Below are 24,825 nucleotides of genomic sequence, written 5' to 3'. Positions count from 1 at the left end.
TCAACAACACCCACCACCATCATAGAAATAAGTACTCTTGCTAACATAGATATCTTCGTTATTCATTGCTTCTAAATTGCCAGCGGTTTTATCGCATACAGATAATGGTTGGTTATACATCAATACATGTCCGGAATGATCATCAAAATATTCTTTATCTCCGGTGTAAATGGCTGTTTTCCCAGTAAAAACACAGGGCCCATCAGTCGGCATAGGATCCTTGATGGCGCACACTTCTACACTTTCGATATGAATAGGCCGATCCGTATCATAATGCTTGGTGTCCAGAATACGATATGGACGCTTTGCGCGTATCTCTACCGTTCCAAAACCTACCTCAGTGATCATGTTAATATACTGTTTTAATGGCAATGCCCCACTTAAACATAACCCCCTTAGCTCCGGGTCATTCTTAAGCTTTTCTGGAATCTCATCCTCTGAAACTGGGTCAGACAATACCAATCTTCCGTGGGGTTTGAGGACACGGTAAATCTCTTGTAAAGCCTTCTTCAGATCTTCTTCCTTGAAAATATTGAATAGACAGTTTTGAGCTGCCACATCGATAGTTGAATCCTCAACTGGGAGGGTTAAAGCGTCACCTTTTCTAAGGCTTACAAAATCAGATCGAAACCATTCGTTTGAGTCCTCAGCTTCCTTGAAATTGCGCTTACATGCTTCCAACATTTCATCAACCACATCCACACCTACGACCCCTTCTGTCTGTCTGCTGAAATAAGAGAACTGCAATAGCTCCATGCCACCGCCGACACCTACGTATAAGATTTTTGGTTTGTTAATGAGGTCACGAGGATGAACGGTGCTACCACATCCATAATTCATCTGCTGCATGATTCGTGGAATATCTAAGCCAGGAAATGCCCAAATGGGCGTAGTAGTACAACAGAGACCTATGTCGGGTGTTTCTGCGGCACGCTTATATATGTCCTTGGTAGTATCTAAGTATGTTGCTTCCATGAAATCAAATGTTGATAGCTAAGATAGTTGGGTCACGTACGTTGTAAACACAACGATCAGATTTTAAGTATGAATTGTCATCCAGGTTTCCTATGAGATGGAATTACGAACTCTACCAGTGTATTCTCTAAGAGCTGTTTTGAAATCTACCTTGTTTTCCTCCATACTTCGAATGATCTCTATAGCAGCGTAAGCATGTGTGAGCTGCTCTCCCTCATCTTCACCTGGTATCTCAATTTGAGGGATTTGTTCTTCGGCTATTGCTGCCTCTGCTTTCTCCAGTTCCTCTTTTGAGTATTTTTCAACAAGTTGCTTAATAACAGGTATCTTCATTAAAGTTCATTTATTAGTTCAACTACTGCATCCTCTCTGCTGGTGGCCTGACCGGATACTAATTCGCCGTTTTTGAAAGTTGCAAAAAACGGAAGATTTGTCACCCCTGCCAGTTTACGTGCCTCCGGACTTTTCTCGGCATTTATATCAAGAAAGGTAACATCCTTGAACCGATCATCATCAGACAGTCTTCTGAATTTTGGAGCAAACAAGCGGCAGCTTCCGCACCAGTCAGCGAAATATTTTACCACCACTTTTTCATTGTTGTCTATTGCGCTTTTGAAGTCTTCGTCTGTCTTTAATTCTACAGCCATTTTTTATGTTTTTTCGTGTCAAAACAGCAAATTAATTCAAAATGTTTCGAATGGTTGGTTTTCTTTGTGCGAGAAAATATTTCATCTTATGGCTCTCAAGACTTTCGTTAAAATCAGTAGCATAAGCAACCTTTCAGATGCAAGGTATTGTTCTGGAATGATGGTAGATGTTTTAGGCTTCAATATTGATCCGAACTCATCATCACATGTGTCTGAAGATGATTTTAAAGAAATCACCGAATGGGTAGCAGGTGTAAAATTTGCTGGTGAATTCCATAATTCCTCTATGGATCAAATTAAAGACACAATCAAAAAATACCCAATTGACTACATAGAAATAGGAAATATTGATTTGGTAGAAAAGGTGGAGCTTCTGGGCAAGCCAATCATTTTTCGCTTATCAATAAATAGTGAGGAAGACTTATCGAAAGTGAAGTCAACGTTAAGTTACCTTGATGAGCTGGCTAAGTTGGTGTTGTTTCAATCTGATAATCAAAAACTATTTAATCAGATAGACGCACAGATAGGATATTACAATGGAAATCTTAAGTTGATAAAGGGTTATGGTATTACTGAGGATGAAAGCCTGGGTAATTTCCCTGGACTGGCACTGGAAGCCACAGAAGAAGACCGACCCGGGTTTAAGGATTACGGTCAGATCATGGACATTTTGGAGCTGATTGAGGAGGATTAACGCTTAACCTTGGTTAGCAGGTTGCTTCAAATACACATGAAAAGTGGTGCCCTTATTGATTTCTGTCTCATAAGAAACTTTACCTCCCATCCTTTCGGTAAATAGTTTAACAATCGAAAGTCCAAGACCGATAGATGTTTCTCCTTTGGTGGGTTTCGCACTCAATTGTTGGTATTTTCGAAATAGCTTTTTTTGATCCTCTGGCGTAAGTCCGGGTCCCTGATCTATTACAGAAATTTTGATCCTTTTATCTACTGGTCCGGCTAATATTCTAACTTCCGAATTCATTGAGCTATATTTTATTGCGTTGGAAACCAGGTTTTCTATTACCTGTTGTGTATAAACTTTGTCAGCACGTACGGTCAGGTTAGATGATAGCTCTGTGCACACTTTAATTAATTTTTCTTCCGCCTGAGCTTTGGTTTGTTGCACCACCATTTCAATGACTTCATGTAGATCGAAAGTTTCATTCTTAACATTAAGCTTCCCTGTTTCAATTGCATCTACATCAAGGATTTTATCTATCATGGATCTCATTCGATCAGAAGAGTCCAAGATAAAACCAAGCAGCTTTTGTCCCTGATCGCTAAGCTTTTCGCTTGATTCGATTATTTGTGAACCATTAAGAATATTAGAAAGTGGCGAACGAAGGTCATGTGCTAAGATTTGAATGAGGTTGTTTTTCTCCTCGTTTAACATTCTTAATTGGGCATTAGCATCTTCGGCAAGCTTACGTTGTTCACGTAATCGAGCATTGTTCTTTGATTTTACTCGATAGAGGGCATAAAGCAGGCCTAAGACAACCAAAACTACAACGATAATACTTATCAGAATCAGGGTGAGAATCTCGGAATTTTGATCGCGACGAGCTGCTTCTAGCAATCGCTCATACTGTGCTTCTTTTTCTCGGTTTGAAAGTATTATTTCTTCTAATGGACCAATCTCTGCTGATTTTGATATCCTGTTGATGATTTCACCCGCATTCGCACCCAGGTATTTAGTAATAATTGCTTGCCTGTCAATTGAGAATTGCTTGCTATTAAAGTAATCGTTTACAGGATCATCCCAGTCACTGTTTTTTGGATAGATCATTGCAAGACCTTCTAGCTTGACCGGAAAGAAGAACTGTCTTTTAATGTTGTTATTTTTTTCAACTGCAACAAGAAAATTGGCAATATCCACGTATCCAAATTTTTCACTACCACCTTGTATCAGCTCAAGAATATCTCCACTATTAGAAGTGTACTCTAAATCAAATTCAATTTGCAATTGAGATTTCAACTTGTTTAAAGCGTCAATCAGGGTAGTATTTTTTATAGAAACGGCAGTTTTACGGTCTAGAATTTGACCTAATTGATATTTTGAAAGTGCAACAGGAATATTAGCATTAGAAACCAAAACAGCAACATCTGCCATGTATGGTGCAGTGAAATTGAAGTATTGTGACCGTTCTGATGTAATGGAAATAGATGAAGCACCGAAGGTCCCATTCGTGCCATTTCTAATTCGATCCATTACTAATTCAAAGCTTTCTGTCTTAATCCATTCCAGCTTAATATTAACGCCATATTTATTTTCTAAATATGCAATAAAGGAAGTTGCAAGATCATGCTCAATACCATCTATGATGTCGCGAGAATCTTCTATGATTACATTATTAGGAAACCAATAGAATTCTACGGTTCCTTGTTTGATTTGTAGAATTCGATTCCAGCTATCTCCACTTCCAATGGCTGTAAATGCCTGGATCATTAAAAATGCTATTAAAATTATCTTTCCCATAACCCAACTAAATACTTAAAATAGCATTCATATTTGTTAAATCCCTTTATTAGTAAATAAGTGTTAGACGAATCCTCATCATGAATGGACCAGTAAATTTATGAAGCTAGCGGCAATGATATATTAATGCTGGTTCCTTTATTAAGCTCAGATTCAAATTCAAGCTTCCCGTTATGATTCTTAACAATCGAAGAGCATATGTAGAGACCCAGCCCTGTGCCTTTTCCAATTTCTTTTGTTGTATAGAATGGATCAAATAGTCTATTCAATTTCTCTTTTGATACACCTACACCTGTATCATGTATGGTAAGATGGATTTTCTTGTGGCTGATTTTGCTGGAAATGTGTATTGAACCTGATGAATCTATGGCATCAATGGCATTTTGGATCAGATTGAGGAAAAGTTGATAAAACTGGTATTTGTCTCCATTCACCTTTGGAGATGCTTTATCTAACTCTTGAAATATGGTGATTTTACCATTCGTTTGAGCTAAAAGCATTTCCACTGAATTAGAAATGATTTCATTGATATCGAATACCTGAACATTGTCGAGAACTGAGCGGTATTGATTTAGCCCTTCTACAATTTGGGTTGACCTAAGAACACCTTCCTTAATCCCATCTATCATTTTTTCAACTTCTTTAATTTGCTCCCCACTCAAATTTTTGTTTAGATAGATTTCCAAAAGTTCAACACCTCCTTTTATGAAATTTAATGGATTGTTCAGCTCATGTGCTAATCCCGAGGAGAGGCTACTTAGTGCGGCATTTTTTTCGGTTTGAACAAGCTCTTCTTTCGCATCCTGCAGCGTCTTAACCAATTCTGACAATTGCTCCTTCTGTTTTTCAAGCTTTTTGTTGGTCTTGTTTAATTCTTCTGTACGTTGAGCAACAATATCCTCAAGTTCATCTCTATAAATAGCTATTTTCTTTTCGCTAGCGCTTAACTTTTTATTTTGCTGTGTAAGATCCTCTATTAATGCCTCGTACTCTTTATTGAACTTTATAACAATGTACACAATGAAATAGGCTACCATCAATATTAAGAGAAGATTAATACTCCATGCTATCACTCCCAGTTCTTTATACGGTATGGGTTTTAAAATGCCATTTATATGCAGAAATGCAAGAACTAGGAGACTCACTGAGGTAACTAAAACATATACTAAAGATCTTTTGGCTGAGAGTGAGATATATGCAAAAAATGGAATGAGAATTAATAACACTTTATTAGCGGAAAGTATCCCAATCTCAAACATATCCACCAAAACCACGGCATAAATGCCGATTAACACTATCGTACTTTTTAGTTTGATACTCAGGGTTTTTCTGAAGTAAGTAACTATGGAGATTGTAACGACTACTAGAAAGTCTGAAATAAATGAAAATTCAAACCCACTGTTTTTGAGCTGAATTAAGCTAATTAGATAGGTGAAAATCGCAATGAAACAACTCACAAGAAGCGTTTTATTGATGATTTCTTCTCTGAATTCTTCTATTCTTTTCTTGCTATCAAGTGGCATTTTATTGTGATTAGAGTAAGTAAACCAGCTGAAGAATAATTCTGTTTTAGATTCTATTTTAAAAATTTTAATTTATCAATTGAAGTTTTTAGGGTTCAAATTCTGTATTTACTTATTTAATAGAATTTTATACTGAATCGATATCCCGCAACCTATACAATCATCTAAATACCAATTGATTTACATCAATTAATCACTTAAAATTTTGATTGAGGTTAAAGCACTTCTAATTAAAAACAGCTATTTTATTTTCGACGAATAACGGCTTAGATGGGATTAAAATATGAATACAAAAGCGCAACACTCGTTGACTTTAAAAGCGTAAATCGAATTCAACTTTTTGAAGATAAATGATGAGTCAATATCTTTTATTTTAGCTAAATGCATCTAGAATCATTTTCAGCACTTGATTTCGAAACAGCTACGTGGAACCCGGCGAGTGTTTGCCAGGTAGGGATCGTGCGAATGGAGAATGGTGAGATTGTTGAGAAAGTAAACCGACTGATACAACCTCCAAAAAATGAATACTTCTATAAAAACATAGAGGTTCATGGTATAATGCCGGAGGACACTGCTAATGCACCCTTATTTGAAGAAGTATGGTTTGACTTTAGGCACTTAATTGAGGATCAGGTGGTCGTGGCTCATAATGCCAATTTTGACGTCAACTGCCTAAGGAACAGCCTGGCATACTATGATATCGTTCAACCAGATTTTGAGGTACGATGCACGCGCGTCATCTTCAGGCGAGGACTTGCCTATCTGAGTAAAAAGTACAAGATCCAGCTCAATCATCATGATGCTTACAGCGATGCTCATGCATGCGCTCAGCTTTATTTGATGCATTTGAGACGTCAGGCCTTGCCAAAGACAGGCACTTTGTTTTAATCACCAATCAACGGTAATCCCCGGATCTACCACCTCTCTCCCACCTTTATCTTTCATCCGAGCTGGTATGCTTTCTTTAATCGTGTTTATTAAAGCATCAAAAAGATGTTCTTTTCCACTAAGTTTTCTGCTGACAAAGCCAATTTCCCTGATTTTATCGTCTAAAACAGCGAGATGCTTTTCCTGATCAGATTCGAGACTCAGAGTGGTCAATTCCGGAAGAATAGTAGCTCCCCCGTAATGGTCAACCATGCGAATCAATGAGTCAATGCTACTGCACAGATACTTCAGCTTGGTAGTAGATTTAATGTTTTTGTATGAACAGATATCATTTACCTGATCTCTAAAACAATTACCTTCCTCCAACAACCACAAGTTTTCTATTTCAATATTGGAAATGCTATAGCTTTCTGATGACTCAAACAATTCATCATTCTTGTAGAGAAAGAATGACTCATAAAATAGCGGGTTCACTGCAATTCCTTGTCGTTCTATGGGTGTGGAAATGATCCCGCCATCAAGTTCACCCAGTCTGATTTGATGGAGGATTTGCTCCGTCAGCTGCTCATGTACTTCAATGGTAATTGCAGGATATTTATTGGTGAAGTCATCGATGAACATTGGAATAAGGAATGGAGATAGCGTGGGAATCACACCTAATTTGAGCACCCCTTCAAATTCATTGCCCAGGCTGATGGCATAGGCTTTTAATTGCTTACTAGCTGAAACGATCTCACCGGCACGTAAAAGAAACTTGAGTCCTTGTTCAGTAGGCTCTATTTTCGATTTGGAGCGGTCAAAAAGGGATATCCCGATTTCGTTTTCCAGGTTTTTGATCTGAAGACTAAGCGCCGGTTGGGTCATTCCCAGTGATTTTGCTGCGTGAGTAAAAGATCCCAGTCGTTCCAATGTAAGCGCGTATTCCAGTTGCTGTAGATTCATAAGAGAATTTAATGACCTTATTTAAGTCATAAATATATCATATCACATCTTCGCGTCAAATTCAAATAAATAATAACGCAATGATAGATTTAACAGAAGATAACTTAGCAAATGTGATCGATGAAAACGATCAGGTAATTGTACAATATGGAGCAGCCTGGTGTGGGAATTGCCGACTGGTAAAACCAAAATTCAGAAGATTGGCAGGTGAAAATGAAGGAGTGCAATTCATCTATGTAGATGCTGAAAAACTACCAAACTCCCGTGCATTGGCACAAGTAAAAAACCTTCCAACATTCGCAGGTTTTAAAGGTGGACAGCTGATTGCAAGCAATGCGGGCAATAAAGAGGACAACATAAAAGAAATACTACATGCGATTACCACTAATTAAACATACCCTGGATTTCATCGAGCAGAATGATGAGGATTATGTGGTAGAGGCTGTTGAGCTGTTGGAACACATGGCTGAAGTGAAAGGTATCAAAGATGAGGAATTGGATGTCATTGGTGAGTTGCTTTCTAACTTCTATGGCTCTCTTGAAGTGGCAAAAACCATTAAGGAAGGTAAACCTAAGAAAGAAGCCATGAATGAATTCATGGAGCGTGTGATGGGATCAATCAACTGATTGATCCTTTTTTATATGCATCGTACTTGTAGATGCTAAAATAAATTCAGCATGACCCTATATTCTAATTAATCGTCACACTGTTCTTGTTTTAGGGTCTCTCCTCATTAATTATATCATTAATCATTATGGAGAATGTATTTTTGGGAGGAAGGAATTTCATGTCAGTCATCAACAGAAACCTGTCAGTCGTCAACTAAATTTCATTACCTATTTAGATCATATCACTTTCGATTCCATAAACTCAAAAATTATGGAACGACGACACGACATTGACTGGCTTAGGGTGATTGCCATTATCCTGGTCCTCTACTTTCACACAGCCATGATCTTCACTGCTGAGTGGGACTGGCACATCAAAAACGATGACCTCAGCTATCTCTGGCTGGAATTCAACTTCTGGCTGAGTAGATTCCGAATGCCTCTCCTATTCTTCATTTCAGGATATGGGTCCTATCTGGCCCTTAGAAAAAGATCACCATGGAAGTATCTAAAGGAAAGACATAATCGACTGTTGATCCCTTTAATATTCGCCATGATTGTAATTGTTCCACCCCAAGTGTACTTTGAACGAATATTTAATGGCGCTACGATGAGCTATGCTACCTTCTGGCCTACCATCTTCGAAATGAAGCCCTACCCTGAGGGTAATTTATCCTGGCATCACATGTGGTTTGTGCTTTACCTTTTTATCTATTCAGCAATTCTTCTTCCGGTATTTCTTTGGCTAAGAAATGACAAGGTTAAAAACTACCTGAATCAATTGATTGAAAGACACACATGGATTTCTTATGTACTGTTAATTGTGCCTACAGTACTTATTTATGTGACTTACACGGTCTTTACAAATCGAACCAATGCATTGATTGGAGACTGGGGCTGGATGACTTATTGGGGTAGTTTTTTCCTGGCCGGATACTTTGCCGGTATCATTCCCGCCATGTGGGATCGCATTGAAGCTGACACCCGAAATCTGGTAGGCCTGGCGTTTCTTAGCACAATCATTTTAAATTACTTTCGATGGAATAGAATTGAGCTAAATGGTATTGGAGAAAGTCTTTTTTTAGTACTTCTTGCGGTTTCTGGTTGGTTGTGGCTGTTGTCCATGCTTTCACTAGGTAAAAGATATCTGAATAAGCCTAACCCTATTTTAGCATACGCAAACCGTGCCATCTATCCGTTCTACATCCTGCACCAGACAATTATCATCATCATTGGATACTATATTGTTACTTTAGTTGATGAAGGGATTTTGGCGAAATACCTCTTTGTGAGCACCGCTAGTTTCATTCTATCCGTTGCAGGATATGAATATCTTATTCGTCCTTTCAGGGTAATGCGATTTCTTTTTGGTGTGAAAGAACTTCCAAAAAAGGAGAAACAAAAAGACTTTGCTAAATTGGAAGAGCGAGCGGAGTTTAAAGCTGCCTGATTAATTAACCCAAAAAAACTAAAACCTGTCATATCGAATGTAATGAGATATCTATGTTCAATGTAAGACGGTCTAATAACAAAGGATTTCTTATCTAATTACAAAGATTTCACCTATCGTCGCAAAGACAGGTTTTAGATTGTTGAATTCAAGAAATTAATTTCATTATAAACATCAATGAAAAACCTGTGGCCTAAGATATTCCCAGCTTTTTACGGATTCATTATTTATGGCACCTTGCGCGTGGTGAACGACACCATGGGCAAGGGATTTAAGTTCTGGGAACGGCCATTATATGTCAATGTAATCGAATTCTTTGGCGTGATTCTCGTGGGATATCTTTTCACATACATCATTAAAAGACAAGAAAAAACATTCTTTATTAGTGATGCCTCTGAGATCACACTAAAGCGCTTCAGCAAGGAATTACTTAAGGTCATTGGGGTAGCACTTCTGGTAGTCAATTGCACCATTATTCCCATGGCGGCTGTAACTGATGATGGACTTTCTTTAAGTGATTTTGTTCAAATTAACATAATCCCAACGCTTTATATTGTATTGTACTTCGCCATTCGGCGTGGGAATTTCTATGTGCAGGCATTTGTCCAGAGCAAGCTCAAGTTGCAGCAAATAGAGAATGATCGATTAAACTCTGAATTGAATTTTCTTAAAGAACAATTCAGTCCCCATTTCTTATTCAATGGGCTAAACAACATCTACTTTCAGATGGACAAAAGTGTACCTGAGGCGAAGAAAAGTGTAGAAAAGCTCTCGGAGTTGCTACGCTACAGCTTGTACCAGGATCAGCAAAAGCTGGTAGAAATATCCAAAGAAGTTGATTTTATCAAACTCTATGCTGAGGTACATAGGGTGCGTAAAGATGATCTTTTAGAGTTACGAATAGATTTTGAAAATTTAGCAGGTAAAATTTTCCCTCACCTTTTGATTCCTTTGGTAGAAAATGCCTTCAAATATGTTGAAGGAAAAAAACCGATTATTGATATGAAACTCAGTACCGAAAAAGATAATGCAGTTTTCACCATATTTAATTCAAAGCGTGCACTCATGAGTAAGGATGGCGAAAGATCTGGAATTGGTTTAAATAACCTTCGGCGTAGATTGGAGCTTCTTTATCATCAAAATTACGATTTAGAGATTTCGGACAGTGAACATACATTCGAGGTGACCCTTAAATTGCCCATCCAATGACCATCAAATGTTGCATAGTAGATGATGAACCACTCGCCCGATCAGGGATTGAGGGGTATGTGGAGAATATCCCTTATTTGGCCTGCATAGGCACATTTAGCTCTGCACTTGACCTTTTAAATGAGTTAGATGACCTAAAACCTGATCTATTATTCCTTGACATTCAAATGCCCCACCTAACCGGTCTTGACTTTGTAAAGAGTCTGAAAAATCCACCTAAAGTCATTTTAACAACCGCTTATGATCAGTATGCATTGGAAGGATTTGAACTGGATGTGGTGGATTATCTTATGAAACCGATCTCTTTTGATCGCTTTTTAAAAGCAGTGGAAAAGACTAAAACGCTATTTCAAGACACTCAGGATTCCTTCTTTGTGAAGGTGGACAAGCGAATGAAAAAAGTCCGCTTTGACGACATCTTGTATTTAGAATCCATGCAGAATTATGTGGTACTAAATCTCTCAAAAAGCAAACTCATAACCCATGATACCCTTAAATCGATTTGTGAAGGGATGCCAGCATCCTTTATACAAATTCATAAACAATATGTAATCAACAAACTGCATGTGGATGCCATTGAAGGTAATCAGGTGGTTATTGGAGATCAAAAACTACCAATTAGCAGGACATACAGGGAGCAGGCTTTAAGCTACATCCTGAATAATCATTGAGATGTTAGGCTAACACCAACCATATCACCTTTTTTATACGCTCCTGAAGTAGCCATTGCCTGAAAGACTTCATCCTCCGATTTGACAATCACCAGATCATAAGATCCGTGGAAAAGCACTTCCTTCACCTCCCCTGTTTTACCATGATTATTGAGTCTGAACTGTTCCGGCCTAACGATTAAATCCTGCTTTGGCGATGACCATTTACTCCCGTCCAACTTTTGAAATGTTCCAAAAAGTCCAGCAACATAATCATTCAATGGCTCATAATACACCTCTTTTGGCATGCCTTTCTGAATGATCTCTCCTTTTTTAAGCACAAGTATTTCATCTGCCCAGGGTAAAAGATCTGAAGGGTCATGTGAAACCATAAGGATGGTTACATTCGTTTCCGTACCAATGTCCCTAATCACCTCCTTGATGATTCGTTCGTGATGTGGGTCCAGGTTGGAATACGGCTCGTCCAACAAGAGAACGCCAGGTTCTTTTAAGATCACTTTAGCCAGTGCTACTCTTTGTCGCTCCCCTCCTGACAATGCTCGTGTGTCTTTTTCTAGTAGCTCTGCAACCCGACAAAGTCTTGTAACCTGATCAAACCTTTCTTCCTCGATCGAATTAGTCATAAGAAACTCGACGACCTTAATGAATTTGGGCAACTCGAATGACTGAGACAAATGGGCCATTTCCGGGTGACCGGGAATTAATCGGTCGAGTTTCGGATAAACGGATTCATTACCCATGAGTACCTCACCCTCATCCGGCTTCTCCAGTCCGCCAATTATTTTCAAAAGCGTTGACTTTCCTGATCCGGTTTCTCCAGCTATCCCCACCTTCTCGCCTTTGCTGATTTCGAGGAATGGGCAAGCAAATGCATTTCTCTCCTGAGAGTAGCTCTTCTGTATATTTTGTAACTTTAGAAAGGACACGGTTTAATAACACTGATCTGACCAATCAGTTTAATAAATGAAGCGCAAAGATCACATTTTATCTTAACCAAAACATGAGCAAACCTGATTTCTCCTCCCTATCTGCACTTTTCGTCAATTGCACCCTTAAAAAATCACCACAACAAAGCCATACCCAGGGTCTGATGCAGGTATCAATGGACATCATGGAGAAAGAAGGTGTATCGATTGAATACACCCGTTTCGTGGATCATGACATTCCTTATGGTGTATATCCCGACATGAAAGAACATGGGTACAATTCAGATGAATTTCCTGAGGTATTCAAGAAAGTGATGAAGGCGGACATTCTAATTATCGGAACACCCATATGGTTGGGAGAAAAATCATCTGTTGCAACCAAACTGATCGAACGACTCTACGGAATGAGTGGCAAACAAAACAATAAAGGCCAATATATCTATTATGGCAAAGTTGGCGGGTGTGTGATTACCGGCAATGAAGATGGGATCAAGCATTGTGCCATGAGCATGTTATATGCGCTCCAGCACTTAGGCTATTCCATACCACCGCAAGCTGATTGCGGATGGATCGGTGAAGCTGGTCCGGGACCAAGCTACATGGATAAAGAAGCCAATGCATATGAAAATGCCTTTACCAATCGAAATACCACCTTCATGACTTATAACCTACTTCATCTGGCTAAGATGCTTAAGGAGAGTGATGGATACCCTGCCTATGGCAATTCTCGAAAAGACTGGGACGATGGCACTCGATGGAATTTTGAGAATCCGGAGTATAGGTAGTATCAATTATTTCAATAAATACTATTCTAGTATTGTGTTAAGTTTATCTTTCAGTTGATTCAGGTTCTCAGGATCAAATTTTGATGATAACTCAATTGCTTTATTGGCTGCTACTTCAGCAATATCCTTATTGCCGCTTTTAGCATAAGCTTCAGCTAATTCCGCGTGAAAGTATGAGGAGTTGGGGAAATAGGTAGTTCCTAGCTTAGCCAATTGAATGACCTGGGATAAAGTCCCCCATCTTTTGGCAGAATACACCGCTCCACTGATACTGTATCCACGCGCATGTGCATTCTCAACCGGATATATTTCAAATCCATACTTTTCAGATAATGCATTGTAGTAATCCTCGTACTCTTCTTTTGCATAATTGATACCCTTGTACCAGCCTGCTCTGCCTGGATTTTTCCATAATTCATAAGGATAGATGGCTTCCATACCAGACCTGATTCCATTCAAAACCATGAGATAGTGTTCATCTTCTTCAAAAACATCAAGCTTAATATTTACCCGATTCGGCTTGTAGGTTGATAACTTTTGTTCTGCTCTTTCGAAAGCCTCTTTGGATCCGGTAAACGTCATAAAATCGGTCTCAGCCCTGCCTAAATAGAATGTGCAATATGGAAAGTCTGGATTTGTATTATTGGAAATTAGCTCTTCAAACAAGTCTTCGCCTTCTACACGGTCCCATTCAAGGTGAGCCGACAAGGCTATGTATGCATCAAATAATTCCGGTTTTCTCGAAAACACCTCAAACAGAAATCCACTGGAAGGCGAAAGGCCAATAATCGTTCGATGATCTGCTACACGGTAGTTCTTCTCTATATATGGAATAAGCTCTTTGGTGAAGAACTCTATATATAATTCAGGTTTTCCTTTCCATCGCTCATAATTGGCCTCATATCTTTTCTCAAATTCACCATTGGCTATACTGACCACTATGCTTTCTGGCATTTTACTTCTTGAAGCCATGTATTTCGTGATGATTTGTGTGGGTTCGAATAGAAATTCGGCCTCAAAGGTGAAAATCACCGGGTACGACTGAACATGTTGTTCGTACTTAGGGGGCAGGGATATGTATATTTCCTTTACTTCATCAAGTACCTCTGAATAGAATTCAAACGTGTTGCCAATTGTAATAGCATTCGATGCATTTAGATTGGAAATTGGTTTAATCGGTTCAGACTGGGCGCTGCTACATTTTACCATAAATGTGCATGGTAAAACCAGTAAGAATAATTTGAGAAAGTTCATTGAGTAAGTTTAAGTTGTTAAACAATGATATGATTCTTAAGAACGAATCCAGACATCATTATTCGCATTTAACATCTCATTAACACCTTAACTCCATGCTTTATTAACCAAACCGAAACTTCATATACTTGATTTTTTCTCCCTTTTCGGTCCAGATACGTTCGTATTTTGTTTTGATCCCGTGATGCTCTTCCAGAAGTGGCGAGTTGTACAGATCGAAGGTGAACTCATGGTCTTTAATCTTGAAGTCTGCCAATACCTGAAGTGTATATTCAAACAACTCAGTATTATCTGTTTTAAACTTAAACCAGCCATCAGGTTTTAGAATTGTTCGGTATTTCTCAAGAAAAGATTTATTTGATAAACGATGTTTTTCATCCCGATCCTTGGGTCGGGGATCTGGGAAGGTCAACCAAATTTCATCCACCTCAGACTCATCAAACAGGCTGAGTATTTCGATGATATGTGTCCGAAGAAATGCGACATTTGTAAGTGCATTCTTTTGTGCATACTGGCTACCACGCCATACACGATCCCCTTTTATATCAATTCCAATAAAATTTCGATTAGGATATTTTTCAGCTAACGATATGGTGTATTCTCCCCACCCACAGGCTAGCTCGATTACGATTTCGTTATCATTTTGAAAAAAGTCACTCCAGTTTCCTCTAATCTTATCGTATAAGTCCTTTCCCGGTTCTATAACATTTCTGCTAGCTTTATTTTGGGCAAACTTTTCTAACTTATTTATCTTACTCAAGCTATTATCAATTCAATCAAAACATCTAATCATGAAAACCAGTATTATCCTATCCATTAGCCTACTTTTTGCCACTTCGGTTTATGCGCAGCAAAGCGAAGCAGAGGTTGTAAAAGCCGTTGATGATTTAACCATCAATTGGGATAATGAGGCTGAAAAGCTGCAAACTTATGAAGGCTTGGGCAGTTTTTGCGGAAATTCCGTTTACAGAAAACAAATTATCGGAATGCTGGATGAAATACATCACTATGACACGCTTTTGTATGGAATAGTGACAAGGAAATTTGAGGCAAATAAAGATGCCGAGGCTAAAGCAACACTAGATGATATCCAAACCCTGGAGTCTGATTACACAACCAAGGCTTTTCGTAGGTTTATTCATAAGGAATGCAATACTTATAATGAAATAGAGAATAACCTGGGCAGGGAAAAAGGAGCTGAATACAAGAAAGAAGTGAAAGCTCTGGAGAATGAATTGAAAAAGTATGTTAAAGAGATTACCAAACAAATTGACCTAATCGATGAGCATGTGCATCATTTACATTTAGGAGAAGATTAAAGCCCATCAATCTCGGCTACAACAAATGTGCTTCCTGTAACAAGAATTAAATCTTGAGGTTGCGCTTTTTCTTTTGCTTGGGCTATAGCATCATTGACATTTTTGAAGCACTCTCCCTTCTTACCATTTACAACACCCTGATCAGCTAGCTCTTCAACACTTAATGCTCGGGGTACAGAAGATTGTGTCCAGTAGATAGTAGCATCAGGAAATACAGAGAAAATCGGAGCAAGATCCTTGTCTTTGACCGTTCCGAAAATCAAGTGTAGATTTCCTTCACACATGCTAATTACCTGATCAAATAAGATTTTAAGACCATCTACATTGTGACTCACATCCGTGACGGTCAATGGAGCTTTGAATATAATCTGAAACCTCCCTTTAAGACCGGTTAATTCATTGATATCCGATAAGCCTCTGGCAATATCGTCAGTAGAAATTTCCCACCCTTGCCTTACCAGTTCATTAATGACTGACTCAATACCACCCAGATTTTTTATCAGATAGCTAGGAGCCAGCTTTTTTGGTTGAAAAGAGGGCATCCCTGCTTTAATTAAAATCGTCTCGTTATTTTCGGCAACCTGTTCGAATACATGAGCCGTTTCGGGTAGTGTCTCTCCGATTACCACGGGTACATGCTTCTTAATGATCCCGGCTTTTTCAGCAGCAATTTTTTCAAGCGTATCACCCAACATGTCCATATGATCATAGCCAATATTTGTGATCAAACAAACTTCGGGTGTTATCACATTTGTACTGTCCAACCTACCTCCCAACCCGGTTTCGATCACGGCAATATCCACCTTATGCTGAACGAAATAGTCGAAAGCCATTGCCACTGTAATCTCAAAAAATGAAGGTTGAATGTCTTCTATGGCTGGTTTGATCTGCTCCACAAAATCAATTACAAACTCCTCAGAAACTTCATTTCCATTGATTCTAATGCGCTCGGTAAAGCTTTTGAGATGAGGTGATGTATAAAGACCAACCTTATAACCAGCTGTTTGTAGAATAGCTGCAATACCATGTGCACTGGTTCCTTTTCCGTTGGTGCCAGCAATATGAACACTCCTGAACTTGCTTTGTGGGTTATCCAGAAACTCCATCAGCTTTATGGTATTGGTAAGATCCTTTTTGTAGGCCTGCTTACCCACACGCTGATACATGGGTAGTTGGGAATAAAGAAAATCGAGCGTTTGCTCGTAGGTCATCGGGATTTAATAATAAAAGTGATGGTACCGGTAGAAACAGGAGCGGTTTTATAATCTGCCGTTTTACTAAACGTGAGTTTTTCTACCGCCAATCTGTATTTTCTTTCTACCGAAGGTGAAACGGTAGATGTTACTGTTTCAATCTTGACCAGATACCCATCCTGATCCACAACGATCTTGTATACAATCTTACCTGACTCATCGGATTGATCATCTGGTTTTGGCTTAAAGTCCCAAACCCATCCTGCCAAAGCTAAATTGGCACCTTCAGAGTCACCGGTGTTTGTACCCTGACTGCCATAAATAGCTCTTTGGTCAATTTCTTTCTTTTCATCTCCCTCCGAAGGATTTTCAGATGTCTTATCAGCATCTGTTTCTGATGGATTCATCACAGCCCGGGAATCAACTTGCTCTTTAGATTCTACCACCGGTTCCGTGTTCTCAGTTTTTGTTTCTTCTACTTTGACTGGCGACTCTACTTCGGAAGGTGAGATTGGCTTTTCATCTATCACCTCCGCTTCACTGGATTCCTCTATTGCCTCCTTAGCTTCATCCTCCATATTTTCGGTGGGTTCTTCTGTGGGAGGAGCTGTCTGTGAAGGAGATGATGTACTGGGAGCTCCAGCTGAAGTAGTAAAACCCAGCTCAATACCATATTCTGGAATGGGTGGAAATGGCTCTTTCCACGCCACAATGAAATAGAATAAAACGAGAAGCACAAGCTGCACTCCCACGGACGTCAACCATCCGATTCGCTTATTCTTTTCCTCTTGTTTTTCTCTTTCTTCCATCACTCTGGTTTCGTTGCAATCGAAACTTTTGCTTTCAATGATGTTGCAATTCCTGCAACCTCTACGAGTCGTTCCACAGGAACCGAAGCGTCACAGTGAAGTACAACTATTCCTTCTTTACCATTAAGGTTTGACCTTAAAACGGATTCCAATGAAGAACGATTCACTCGCTTGTTATTTACAAAGTAGCTAAGGTTCTTGGTTATCGTCACGCTCACCTTTTGCATTACAATCTCTGACGACTTGGAAGACGGCAAATTGACAGGCAATCCTGAGGGCGTAATGAATGATGCTGTTAGCATGAAAAAGATCAACAACAGAAATATGATGTCTGTCATTGATGACATGCTAAAGCTTGCATTCACCTTATGTTTTGATTTCAAGTCCATATTACTGCTTTTTGGGCTCTTGAAGCAGATCAATAAAGTCTATAACGTTTGACTCCATCGTATGGATCACTTTGCCAACCTTAGTGACCAGGTAATTGTAACCCAAATAAGCTAAAATCCCAACAAACAGACCTGCTGCAGTGGTAATCATTGCCTCGTAAATACCTGATGAAAGTAGCTTAGGACTCACAGCTCCTTCTTCCTGGGCGATAGCTATGAATGCCTGTATCATCCCGGTTACGGTCCCAAGGAAACCTATCATCGGAGCAGCTCCTGATATAGTTGCAAGAAGATTTAGGTTTTTCTCAAGGCGGTAAATCTCCAGTTTACCTACATTTTCGATACTAACCTCGATATTTTTTAATGGATTCCCAATTCGAGTAATCCCTTTTTCAATCATCCGGGCTACAGGTGTATCGGTTTTACCACAAAGCATCAATGCACCATTGATATCACCAGCAATCACCATTGACCTGATTTGATCTTTGAACGATTCTGGAGTTTTAGCTGCGGCGCTCAAGGTACGCGAACGCTCCACAAAAATGTAGATGGCTACCATCCATAGTAACAATATGGGGATCATCATGTATCCTCCATTTGTAAGTAGCTCTAACAAAGAAATTGATTCTTCTGATTCCAGACCCTCCATTACAGGATCCTGCATAACACTAATTAGCATAAGTTCTTTTTATCTTGGTTTATGAATGGAAGCCCATTCAAACAGACTGAACGTATTAACTGAAGGATTAGTGCTTTTAGTATCTCAAGATCCAAATATCCTGACCAAACTCTGCCTTTAACCCTTCAATTGATCTCTGTGCATCAGAAAGCGTGCCATGTCCTGAAATTGCTACTCTGGTAGTGATAGCATTTCCAAAAGGAGGAATAACCGAAGGGCTTTTTCCAGCATTTGAAAGCTTAGTGGCATAATCCATCGCCATATCACTATCAACAAAACTTCCAACTATGATATAATAATTACCGGTTCGCGCACTTAGCGAATTAACAGTACCAGGAGTAGCTGCTACTTGCTTAGGCTGATTATTTGCAGGTCGCTTTGCAGGAGTAGTTTTAGGCTGGTTATTAGCCGGTCTTGTTGTCGCTGCACTGTTAGATGCTGTTCTGTTATCATCAGCAGCAGAATTCTCTGTCTCTTTTTGCTCTTCAGGTTTAGCCTCTTCTTCAACTGGTTTCTTTTCTTCAGCTTTCTTAGTCACAGGAGGCGTTGTTTTCTCTGCAACTGTCTTTTCTCCTTCACCATCACCTCCCATTGGAGACATATACCAGAATGCTGCACCAAGTCCAGCGAAAATAATAATTCCTATGATCACTACTTTAGCGAACTTGCTTTTACTACTTGCCTCTTCTGGTTCTCCTTCAAACGTTGGCATGTCTGACATGCTCTCCTCTTCAGAGTCCATCAGTTCCTTTTCAAACTGTGCAAATTCATCCTCATCTAAAACATCGCTATCAAATACAGAGTCTGAAATTTCATCATCATCACCACCAAACTCTTCATCAGAAGCTTCAAACTCATCAAATGATTCTTCTTCATAAAACTCATCCATAGCTTCATCTGCTGGTTCATCTGAGCTATCCTCGTCATCTGGAATTTCTCCCATTGAATCCTCAAAGTCGTCAGTTTCACTCAATGAAGCCTCAAGCTCCTCAGCAGTTACCTGATCAGGAATTTCCTCATCACCAATTTCCTCGTCTACTACATCAGCAATATCCTCGTCTGCTACATCAGCAATGTCTTCCTCCAAATCCTCTACAGAGAGATCATCACTATCAAAATCATCACTATCAAAATCATCACTATCAAAGACAGAGTCGCTCAACTCTTCAGAGGCATCATCAGAAACTTCTGCAGTAGGCTCTTTGACTGCTGGCTCCTTCTCTTCATTCGGTTCTTCGGCAGTAGGCGTTTCTTCTTCTAGTGGGGAGTCGTCATCATCGTCCAAAGCTTCATAATCTAGCTCAGGTAGACCAAAATCATCATCATCACCGAAAAAATCGTCCTGTTCTTTGTCTTTGTTCTTGTCGTCGTTAGCCATAGGTATGTTTTATTGACCGAACCAAGATAAAATAAAATTCATTATTAGGAAATATTAGCGTCAGAAACGGTACTGACCACCAATTTTAAAAGCGAGTCCTCGGATCGGGTACCCCAAATATCGTTCGTATTCATTATTAAGCAAATTATTTACATCAATGAATGCAGATGCCCTTGGAGTAATTAAGTATTTCGCACCAATACCCACATCAGTAAAAGCAGCTAGCTTCATATACCCAAAATCCACATCGGCTGGTGCACGGATACCCCCGATGCTTGTTAAATAGGCCGATACAATTAGCTTTTCTTTGATATTATGGCTGGTATATGCCTTGAAAATGTATGTTGGTTTATGCCACGGTTTATCCAGGGATTCGACAGAATAGCCATTGAGTTCCAAACTAGCACCATATGTGCTAGTGGACGTAGGCATATAATTTAGTTCAGTTTTTAGGCTTATTACATTGACGGCTTCATTATCGTATATAAGCACAAACCGAGCAGAATCAGAAGCGGATGGAATGAAAAAAGGAAGGCCTTTAAAGCTGGAATGAATAAGCGAAGCTTCCACCAGCATATTTTTAACCGGAGTACCTTTTATCCCCCCTCCGAAACTAAAGGTGTTCTCAGTATTCGCAATTCCGAGAGAATCATCTAAAAACTCATTCTGATTCAATAATCCGTTGAGACTATTCCATTCCTGTCCACCTGAAATCAACCCGTAAACGCCCCAATCATCAGAAAAACTGTACGACACCTTTGTTTTTGGATAAAAGCTGGTTTTCGTTTCAGTATTCACTTTTCCAGATGAAACCATAAAGCCTGCTTCAATAGTTAATGCATCTTTTTGGTGCTTAACCCACGGATTAATATTGATAAGCGATCGATCATAAGCTAATCCACCATCATATTGGGCAGATTGACCTACGATCTCAAAACCTGTAGTGAAAGCTTCATCAATTTTATACGCCAGACTTCCGGTCGCTCCAAGGATGGTTTCAATATTCTCTGCGTTTGATGGGTCAAAAGATTGGGTAGAGGAAGATATATGCGGTTTGAATGAAAGATTTATATCATCTTTTTCCCAGGATAGTGCTATTTCGGAGAAAATATGGCTGTGTTTGCTCTCTACAGGATCGTCTTCTGAAAATCCGGTGTTGATTCTATTTGAATTGCCATAGAACTTGTACCCACGTTGCTTAAAAGATATTGTAGGCGTAATCGTAAAGTCGTTCTTAACATGAGTAGCAGAAACATCTATATGAGCAACTGAATTGCCACTATTTTCTTCGTTTACCGGACCAGCCTTAAAACTCTCGTAAAAGAGCTTGGCTCTACTATCCCAATTACCTAACGTTCGAAATAATCCGGCTTCCAACAATGGCGAGTTGAAATTACCATACCCCAACTTGACATAATTTTGATAATCAGCCAGTGGATATGGATCCTCCACGAACTGAAATGGAACGTCTGATTTATAGTCAGGCCATTCAAAATCAGGCTCTCTCACATTGAAAGAAAGCTGAAAGGGCTTATTAGCGAAAGATTCCGGCATACTTCTCAGGAAAATCTTATCGGCCTGAGGGAGCGCTATTTTCTTGTCTTTTTCAATAACTACTTCTCCAGTCAGGATTTCACCTTGTTTGGTCTTTGTGCTGTCATTCTGGGCATAGGATTGTACCCAAATGACACATGATATTAATGCTATTGCTATTCTCATCCTATTTGTTGCTTTGGCTGGTGTCCGGAACATTTACGTTTTGCTCGATATGATTTAACAATCGTTGAGACTCGGATTTAACATCCTCATTTTTAGCGTGTTGTATAATTGACCTTAAAGTGGCTTTTGCTTGAAATAGTTCTTCTTGTGCGATGTAGTTTTTAGCTATCAGCAAATAGGATTTATCTATCCAATCCTGATAGCTACCATAATTCGAATTCAAATCAAACAAGAGATCAAGTGACTGATCATGCGCTTCATTTTCATAGGCAATTTGTCCCAGAAAATAGTTGGCTTCAGCCCCATACACATTCTGCTCGGATGCCAGCTTTTCAAATTCTTGTCTGGCAAGTTCTGTTTGGCCTGAGTTAAGTAAACTCTTTGCCTTTATCATGGATGCTTCCTGCGCACCATTTAGTGGCTTCCATTCCGCACGAATGATCTTGTCTGCCATGTCAATCGTTTCAGCAAATTGATCATTGTTGAAGTACAACAACATTAATCCCCGACGGGCATTGTAGGTGTCTTTTACGGTAAGGTTTAAGTCTAACAAAAGCTGATAGGCTTCTTTCGCCTCTGAGGTATTGTCAAGCCTGGTGTTGATGTCTCCTAACCTGCTGAGTATGCGTCCGGTTAGAGGATTTCTAACGTATTTCAAATCATCAAAAACGTCCTTTGATTGTTCCAATTGGTCAATTCGGTAATACGAATCAGCGAGGTAATACTTCGCTTCGATCTTGTTCCCACTTGCAGGATAATCTTTTAGAAATCGATCAAAAGCTTTAGCTGTCTCAGCATATGCAAAATCAAAATAAAGACGTTTAGCAGCTTCAAACTCAATCAATTCAAGGCTACCACTTTCAGGATTGGCTTGTTTGTAATCAGCGATATATTTATCCAGTTTATTAACATTAGTTCCTGCTATTTGTATTTCCTGAAGCCCCAGAATTGCATTTAAAGCTACCTGAGAAGAAAGATGATTTTCAAGTATGGTGGAATAGTCGGCTTTCGCTTCATCCATCCTACCCAGATTTTTTCGTGTAATTCCTCTGTTAAGCAGCGCTTCAGGAACCAGCGGTGAATTGGAATAATTGCTAATGACTTGCGAGAAATAATTTTCTGCTTTCGTGAAGCTAGCTGATTCAAAATGAATCATTCCGACTTCAAATTGAGCTGCCGCACCATATTTTGATGAGTTAAAAACCTTTTGAAAGGTTTGAATAGCCTCATTCGTCCTTCCCGTACTTTTAAGTGAGTTTCCTTTTTGAAATATGATATAAGATGAATTGTTAGTTACACTTGCCTGATCATATATACGTACCGCTTCATCGTATGATTTGGTAGCGAACAGACAGTCTGCCAACCTCACACTTGCATCCAATTTTGTATTCTGATCATTAGCATTTCGTGCTCTTCTGAAGTGGGGAATGGCATTGGCATAGAGCTGCTTATTATAGTAGGCATACCCTATCCCATAATCTGTTAATGGATTTGCCTTCGCCTGGCTCTGATAATATTTTAGTGCCTGGTCAAAGCTATTGGCTCTCATCGCTATTTCCCCAAGGTGAAAAAATGCCTGATCTTTAATTTCAAGGTTTGGGGTGTATTTAAGGCTTTCCTGAAACCAGGTCTTAGCCTCTTCGAACAGACCATCGTTAAAGGATAAAACTGCCTTCTGATAAGTGACTTTCTGGTAAATATCCTTTTGGGTGGCGTTGGTTACACCTATATCTTTCAGATGTTCAATAGCCAAATCAAAATTGGACGTTCTCAAATAAGATTGAGCAATGAGATCTTGAAGCTCTGCAACATAACCACCACTACTGAACAACGTTAAGTAATCATTCGCATAGTTGATGGCTTCAGCAAATTTGCCCAACTGTGCATTTATTTTGGCAGACTGATAAAGGGCCTCTTCTTTAATAGATTCATTTTCAGATGCTGAAGCTTCTATATAGGCATACAATGCTTGCTCAAAAGCTTGCTTTTTCAAATAAAGTCTTCCAAGTTGAAAGGCGCTCAGATGGGCATACTCACCTCCCTGAATTCCAGCTTCCGTCAGGTATTTTATCGCCTGATCTTCATTTCCTATTTTAAACTTTGAAACACCAGCCTGATAATATAGCGCAGCTGTTGGTTTTGAGGGATGCAGTTCAATGGCGCGCTCGAAGTATGCGTCTGCTTTCGCTACATCACTCTTCAAGGCATAGGCTTCTCCAATGAGTTGATAAAAACCTGAATTGGTAATGGTGTTTTCATCAGATAGCTCCTCCTGAGCAAGAGTAATTACCTCATCTACTTGCTTATTTTCAAGCCGAATTTTAGCAATAAAGAATTTAGCAGAGGTTCCGTATGCTCCGTTTCCTTTTACCTTTTCAAATCCCTCCAATGCGCCAGTTAAATCATTTAGGTGGTAATTAGCATACGCTTCGTAATAATCAAGTTTGGCAGTTTCATCGAATGCATTGTTTCGTGAGAGCCTGAAAAGATTCTTTGCATTCTGATAGTTTTCCTCATTCAGTTGAAGCATACCATAGATGAATCCATAAGATGCTCGATCTGCTGTACTTAATTCATTTGCGGAGACTGATGAGAGATAATTTCTGCTTTTAAGGGTATCCTGGTTGTAGAAATAATACTCCCCCAAATGATAAGCTACCAATGGTTTTATAGGGTGATTTTCATTATCAGCGAGCCACCTTTCTATCTTTGAAGCATCCCTTTTTCCGGTCTTCATTTCACTCATCAAGAGCAGTATTTCCTCATCCCCTGAAAGAGGGGAAACACTTTTTAAATTACCAATGACAGCTTGGTATTGACGAGCCTGAAAGCTTTCAAATGCCTGCAACTCGGAGAAGTCAGCACTCGAAACAGATTTTTGAGCAACCAGCGCAAAAGTATGTGCACTAAATAGTATGAAAAGTAACTTTCTCAATACGAAACAGTTTTTGACCAACAATTGGAACGAATTTTTGGATTCAAAT

At 39.3% G+C, this 24,825-nt stretch carries 25 protein-coding genes and 1 pseudogene; 9 read left to right on the top strand and 17 right to left on the bottom strand.

The features are described 5' to 3' along the window. From arsM to ACXAH9_RS07500, 3 genes are all read right to left on the bottom strand, one after another. On the bottom strand, positions 1-975 hold the full coding sequence (gene arsM, locus ACXAH9_RS07510; protein WP_474894242.1) for an arsenosugar biosynthesis arsenite methyltransferase ArsM: 975 nt from the start codon (positions 973-975) through the stop codon (positions 1-3). A 90-nt stretch (positions 976-1,065) separates the two neighbouring features. Then, positions 1,066-1,308 carry a DUF6952 family protein gene (locus tag ACXAH9_RS07505; protein ID WP_474894241.1) on the bottom strand — a complete coding sequence of 81 codons (243 nt, stop codon included), beginning with the start codon at positions 1,306-1,308 and terminating at the stop codon, positions 1,066-1,068. Beyond that, positions 1,308-1,622, bottom strand: a complete 315-nt coding sequence (locus ACXAH9_RS07500; protein ID WP_474894240.1) for a thioredoxin family protein — start codon at positions 1,620-1,622, stop codon at positions 1,308-1,310. The genes ACXAH9_RS07505 and ACXAH9_RS07500 overlap by 1 nt, the downstream gene beginning before the upstream one ends. A gap of 88 nt (positions 1,623-1,710) precedes the next feature. On the opposite strand from ACXAH9_RS07500, the gene trpF reads away from it, so the two are divergent. Further along, on the top strand, positions 1,711-2,316 hold the full coding sequence (gene trpF / locus ACXAH9_RS07495; protein ID WP_474894239.1) for a phosphoribosylanthranilate isomerase: 606 nt from the start codon (positions 1,711-1,713) through the stop codon (positions 2,314-2,316). A 3-nt stretch (positions 2,317-2,319) separates the two neighbouring features. On the opposite strand, the gene ACXAH9_RS07490 is transcribed toward trpF, so the two are convergent. Continuing rightward, positions 2,320-4,098 (bottom strand): ATP-binding protein, encoded by a 1,779-nt coding sequence (locus tag ACXAH9_RS07490; protein ID WP_474894238.1) that lies wholly within the window; start codon positions 4,096-4,098, stop codon positions 2,320-2,322. Positions 4,099-4,196: 98 nt separating this feature from the next. After that, the gene (locus ACXAH9_RS07485; RefSeq protein ID WP_474894237.1) at positions 4,197-5,621 is read right to left on the bottom strand and encodes a sensor histidine kinase; all 1,425 of its coding nucleotides are present in this window, start codon (positions 5,619-5,621) and stop codon (positions 4,197-4,199) included. A 381-nt stretch (positions 5,622-6,002) separates the two neighbouring features. On the opposite strand from ACXAH9_RS07485, the gene ACXAH9_RS07480 reads away from it, so the two are divergent. Beyond that, a complete protein-coding gene (locus tag ACXAH9_RS07480; protein ID WP_474894236.1) occupies positions 6,003-6,509 on the top strand; it encodes an exonuclease domain-containing protein in 507 nt (168 codons plus the stop codon). On the opposite strand, the gene ACXAH9_RS07475 is transcribed toward ACXAH9_RS07480, so the two are convergent. Continuing rightward, positions 6,510-7,451 carry a hydrogen peroxide-inducible genes activator gene (locus ACXAH9_RS07475; protein ID WP_474894235.1) on the bottom strand — a complete coding sequence of 314 codons (942 nt, stop codon included), beginning with the start codon at positions 7,449-7,451 and terminating at the stop codon, positions 6,510-6,512. 80 nt (positions 7,452-7,531) lie between these two features. Here ACXAH9_RS07475 and ACXAH9_RS07470 point away from each other — a divergent pair, with 80 nt between their 5' ends. The 5 genes from ACXAH9_RS07470 (at position 7,532) to ACXAH9_RS07450 (ending at position 11,390) form a co-directional block, all read left to right on the top strand. After that, positions 7,532-7,843: a thioredoxin family protein gene (locus ACXAH9_RS07470; protein WP_474894234.1), complete on the top strand. Its 312-nt coding sequence runs from the start codon at positions 7,532-7,534 to the stop codon at positions 7,841-7,843. After that, entirely contained in the window at positions 7,824-8,078 is a 255-nt protein-coding gene (locus ACXAH9_RS07465; RefSeq protein ID WP_474894233.1) for a DUF6952 family protein, read from the top strand. Before ACXAH9_RS07470 ends, ACXAH9_RS07465 begins: the two co-directional genes overlap by 20 nt. A 253-nt stretch (positions 8,079-8,331) precedes the next feature. After that, positions 8,332-9,510 (top strand): acyltransferase family protein, encoded by a 1,179-nt coding sequence (locus ACXAH9_RS07460; protein ID WP_474894232.1) that lies wholly within the window; start codon positions 8,332-8,334, stop codon positions 9,508-9,510. A gap of 177 nt (positions 9,511-9,687) precedes the next feature. Further along, on the top strand, positions 9,688-10,719 hold the full coding sequence (locus tag ACXAH9_RS07455; RefSeq protein WP_474894231.1) for a sensor histidine kinase: 1,032 nt from the start codon (positions 9,688-9,690) through the stop codon (positions 10,717-10,719). Continuing rightward, positions 10,716-11,390: a LytR/AlgR family response regulator transcription factor gene (locus tag ACXAH9_RS07450; RefSeq protein WP_474894230.1), complete on the top strand. Its 675-nt coding sequence runs from the start codon at positions 10,716-10,718 to the stop codon at positions 11,388-11,390. The genes ACXAH9_RS07455 and ACXAH9_RS07450 overlap by 4 nt, the downstream gene beginning before the upstream one ends. On the opposite strand, the gene ACXAH9_RS07445 is transcribed toward ACXAH9_RS07450, so the two are convergent. Together ACXAH9_RS07445 and ACXAH9_RS07440 are read right to left on the bottom strand one after the other, a co-directional pair. After that, on the bottom strand, positions 11,384-11,677 hold the full coding sequence (locus ACXAH9_RS07445) for a TOBE domain-containing protein (protein ID WP_474894571.1): 294 nt from the start codon (positions 11,675-11,677) through the stop codon (positions 11,384-11,386). The genes ACXAH9_RS07450 and ACXAH9_RS07445 overlap by 7 nt on opposite strands. Before the next feature lie 177 nt (positions 11,678-11,854). Further along, positions 11,855-12,238: pseudogene (locus tag ACXAH9_RS07440) on the bottom strand (ATP-binding cassette domain-containing protein); the annotation flags it as partial. Between the two features lie 152 nt (positions 12,239-12,390). On the opposite strand from ACXAH9_RS07440, the gene ACXAH9_RS07435 reads away from it, so the two are divergent. Further along, positions 12,391-13,101: a flavodoxin family protein gene (locus ACXAH9_RS07435; RefSeq protein ID WP_474894229.1), complete on the top strand. Its 711-nt coding sequence runs from the start codon at positions 12,391-12,393 to the stop codon at positions 13,099-13,101. A gap of 21 nt (positions 13,102-13,122) precedes the next feature. Here the strand turns inward: ACXAH9_RS07435 and ACXAH9_RS07430 are convergent, their stop codons facing one another. Both ACXAH9_RS07430 and trmB read right to left on the bottom strand, forming a co-directional pair. Then, positions 13,123-14,355, bottom strand: coding sequence for an alpha/beta hydrolase-fold protein (locus ACXAH9_RS07430; RefSeq protein ID WP_474894228.1), 1,233 nt, complete (start codon positions 14,353-14,355; stop codon positions 13,123-13,125). Positions 14,356-14,458: 103 nt separating this feature from the next. Then, the gene (trmB, locus tag ACXAH9_RS07425; protein WP_474894227.1) at positions 14,459-15,115 is read right to left on the bottom strand and encodes a tRNA (guanosine(46)-N7)-methyltransferase TrmB; all 657 of its coding nucleotides are present in this window, start codon (positions 15,113-15,115) and stop codon (positions 14,459-14,461) included. A gap of 31 nt (positions 15,116-15,146) precedes the next feature. Between trmB and ACXAH9_RS07420 the strand changes: the two genes are divergently transcribed. Continuing rightward, on the top strand, positions 15,147-15,674 hold the full coding sequence (locus ACXAH9_RS07420) for a hypothetical protein (RefSeq protein ID WP_474894226.1): 528 nt from the start codon (positions 15,147-15,149) through the stop codon (positions 15,672-15,674). Here the strand turns inward: ACXAH9_RS07420 and ACXAH9_RS07415 are convergent. From ACXAH9_RS07415 to ACXAH9_RS07385, 7 genes are all read right to left on the bottom strand, one after another. Next, on the bottom strand, positions 15,671-16,885 hold the full coding sequence (locus ACXAH9_RS07415) for a bifunctional folylpolyglutamate synthase/dihydrofolate synthase (protein WP_474894225.1): 1,215 nt from the start codon (positions 16,883-16,885) through the stop codon (positions 15,671-15,673). The two genes, ACXAH9_RS07420 and ACXAH9_RS07415, sit on opposite strands and share 4 nt — an antisense overlap. Continuing rightward, positions 16,882-17,676, bottom strand: a complete 795-nt coding sequence (locus tag ACXAH9_RS07410) for a hypothetical protein (protein WP_474894224.1) — start codon at positions 17,674-17,676, stop codon at positions 16,882-16,884. Before ACXAH9_RS07410 ends, ACXAH9_RS07415 begins: the two co-directional genes overlap by 4 nt. After that, positions 17,676-18,065, bottom strand: a complete 390-nt coding sequence (locus ACXAH9_RS07405; RefSeq protein ID WP_474894223.1) for an ExbD/TolR family protein — start codon at positions 18,063-18,065, stop codon at positions 17,676-17,678. The genes ACXAH9_RS07410 and ACXAH9_RS07405 overlap by 1 nt, the downstream gene beginning before the upstream one ends. A 1-nt stretch (position 18,066) precedes the next feature. Then, positions 18,067-18,744: a MotA/TolQ/ExbB proton channel family protein gene (locus tag ACXAH9_RS07400; protein WP_474894222.1), complete on the bottom strand. Its 678-nt coding sequence runs from the start codon at positions 18,742-18,744 to the stop codon at positions 18,067-18,069. Positions 18,745-18,820: 76 nt separating this feature from the next. Next, entirely contained in the window at positions 18,821-20,122 is a 1,302-nt protein-coding gene (locus ACXAH9_RS07395) for an SPOR domain-containing protein (RefSeq protein WP_474894221.1), read from the bottom strand. Positions 20,123-20,182: 60 nt separating this feature from the next. Further along, positions 20,183-21,841, bottom strand: coding sequence for a TonB-dependent receptor (locus tag ACXAH9_RS07390; protein WP_474894220.1), 1,659 nt, complete (start codon positions 21,839-21,841; stop codon positions 20,183-20,185). Position 21,842: 1 nt separating this feature from the next. Continuing rightward, positions 21,843-24,776 carry a tetratricopeptide repeat protein gene (locus ACXAH9_RS07385; protein WP_474894219.1) on the bottom strand — a complete coding sequence of 978 codons (2,934 nt, stop codon included), beginning with the start codon at positions 24,774-24,776 and terminating at the stop codon, positions 21,843-21,845. Positions 24,777-24,825 lie beyond the last annotated feature (49 nt).

The sequence above is a fragment of the Ekhidna sp. ABH4_415 genome, assembly GCF_056161305.1.
This window is presented reverse-complemented; position numbering and strand designations above follow the sequence as displayed.

Coding starts and splice junctions, on each gene's coding strand:
- arsM (WP_474894242.1), bottom strand. CDS start 975: ATGGAAGCAACATACTTAGATACTACCAAGGACATATATAAGCGTGCC.
- ACXAH9_RS07505 (WP_474894241.1), bottom strand. CDS start 1,308: ATGAAGATACCTGTTATTAAGCAACTTGTTGAAAAATACTCAAAAGAG.
- ACXAH9_RS07500 (WP_474894240.1), bottom strand. CDS start 1,622: ATGGCTGTAGAATTAAAGACAGACGAAGACTTCAAAAGCGCAATAGAC.
- trpF (WP_474894239.1), top strand. CDS start 1,711: ATGGCTCTCAAGACTTTCGTTAAAATCAGTAGCATAAGCAACCTTTCA.
- ACXAH9_RS07490 (WP_474894238.1), bottom strand. CDS start 4,098: ATGGGAAAGATAATTTTAATAGCATTTTTAATGATCCAGGCATTTACA.
- ACXAH9_RS07485 (WP_474894237.1), bottom strand. CDS start 5,621: ATGCCACTTGATAGCAAGAAAAGAATAGAAGAATTCAGAGAAGAAATC.
- ACXAH9_RS07480 (WP_474894236.1), top strand. CDS start 6,003: ATGCATCTAGAATCATTTTCAGCACTTGATTTCGAAACAGCTACGTGG.
- ACXAH9_RS07475 (WP_474894235.1), bottom strand. CDS start 7,451: ATGAATCTACAGCAACTGGAATACGCGCTTACATTGGAACGACTGGGA.
- ACXAH9_RS07470 (WP_474894234.1), top strand. CDS start 7,532: ATGATAGATTTAACAGAAGATAACTTAGCAAATGTGATCGATGAAAAC.
- ACXAH9_RS07465 (WP_474894233.1), top strand. CDS start 7,824: ATGCGATTACCACTAATTAAACATACCCTGGATTTCATCGAGCAGAAT.
- ACXAH9_RS07460 (WP_474894232.1), top strand. CDS start 8,332: ATGGAACGACGACACGACATTGACTGGCTTAGGGTGATTGCCATTATC.
- ACXAH9_RS07455 (WP_474894231.1), top strand. CDS start 9,688: ATGAAAAACCTGTGGCCTAAGATATTCCCAGCTTTTTACGGATTCATT.
- ACXAH9_RS07450 (WP_474894230.1), top strand. CDS start 10,716: ATGACCATCAAATGTTGCATAGTAGATGATGAACCACTCGCCCGATCA.
- ACXAH9_RS07445 (WP_474894571.1), bottom strand. CDS start 11,677: ATGCCAAAAGAGGTGTATTATGAGCCATTGAATGATTATGTTGCTGGA.
- ACXAH9_RS07435 (WP_474894229.1), top strand. CDS start 12,391: ATGAGCAAACCTGATTTCTCCTCCCTATCTGCACTTTTCGTCAATTGC.
- ACXAH9_RS07430 (WP_474894228.1), bottom strand. CDS start 14,355: ATGAACTTTCTCAAATTATTCTTACTGGTTTTACCATGCACATTTATG.
- ACXAH9_RS07420 (WP_474894226.1), top strand. CDS start 15,147: ATGAAAACCAGTATTATCCTATCCATTAGCCTACTTTTTGCCACTTCG.
- ACXAH9_RS07415 (WP_474894225.1), bottom strand. CDS start 16,885: ATGACCTACGAGCAAACGCTCGATTTTCTTTATTCCCAACTACCCATG.
- ACXAH9_RS07410 (WP_474894224.1), bottom strand. CDS start 17,676: ATGGAAGAAAGAGAAAAACAAGAGGAAAAGAATAAGCGAATCGGATGG.
- ACXAH9_RS07405 (WP_474894223.1), bottom strand. CDS start 18,065: ATGGACTTGAAATCAAAACATAAGGTGAATGCAAGCTTTAGCATGTCA.
- ACXAH9_RS07400 (WP_474894222.1), bottom strand. CDS start 18,744: ATGCTAATTAGTGTTATGCAGGATCCTGTAATGGAGGGTCTGGAATCA.
- ACXAH9_RS07395 (WP_474894221.1), bottom strand. CDS start 20,122: ATGGCTAACGACGACAAGAACAAAGACAAAGAACAGGACGATTTTTTC.
- ACXAH9_RS07390 (WP_474894220.1), bottom strand. CDS start 21,841: ATGAGAATAGCAATAGCATTAATATCATGTGTCATTTGGGTACAATCC.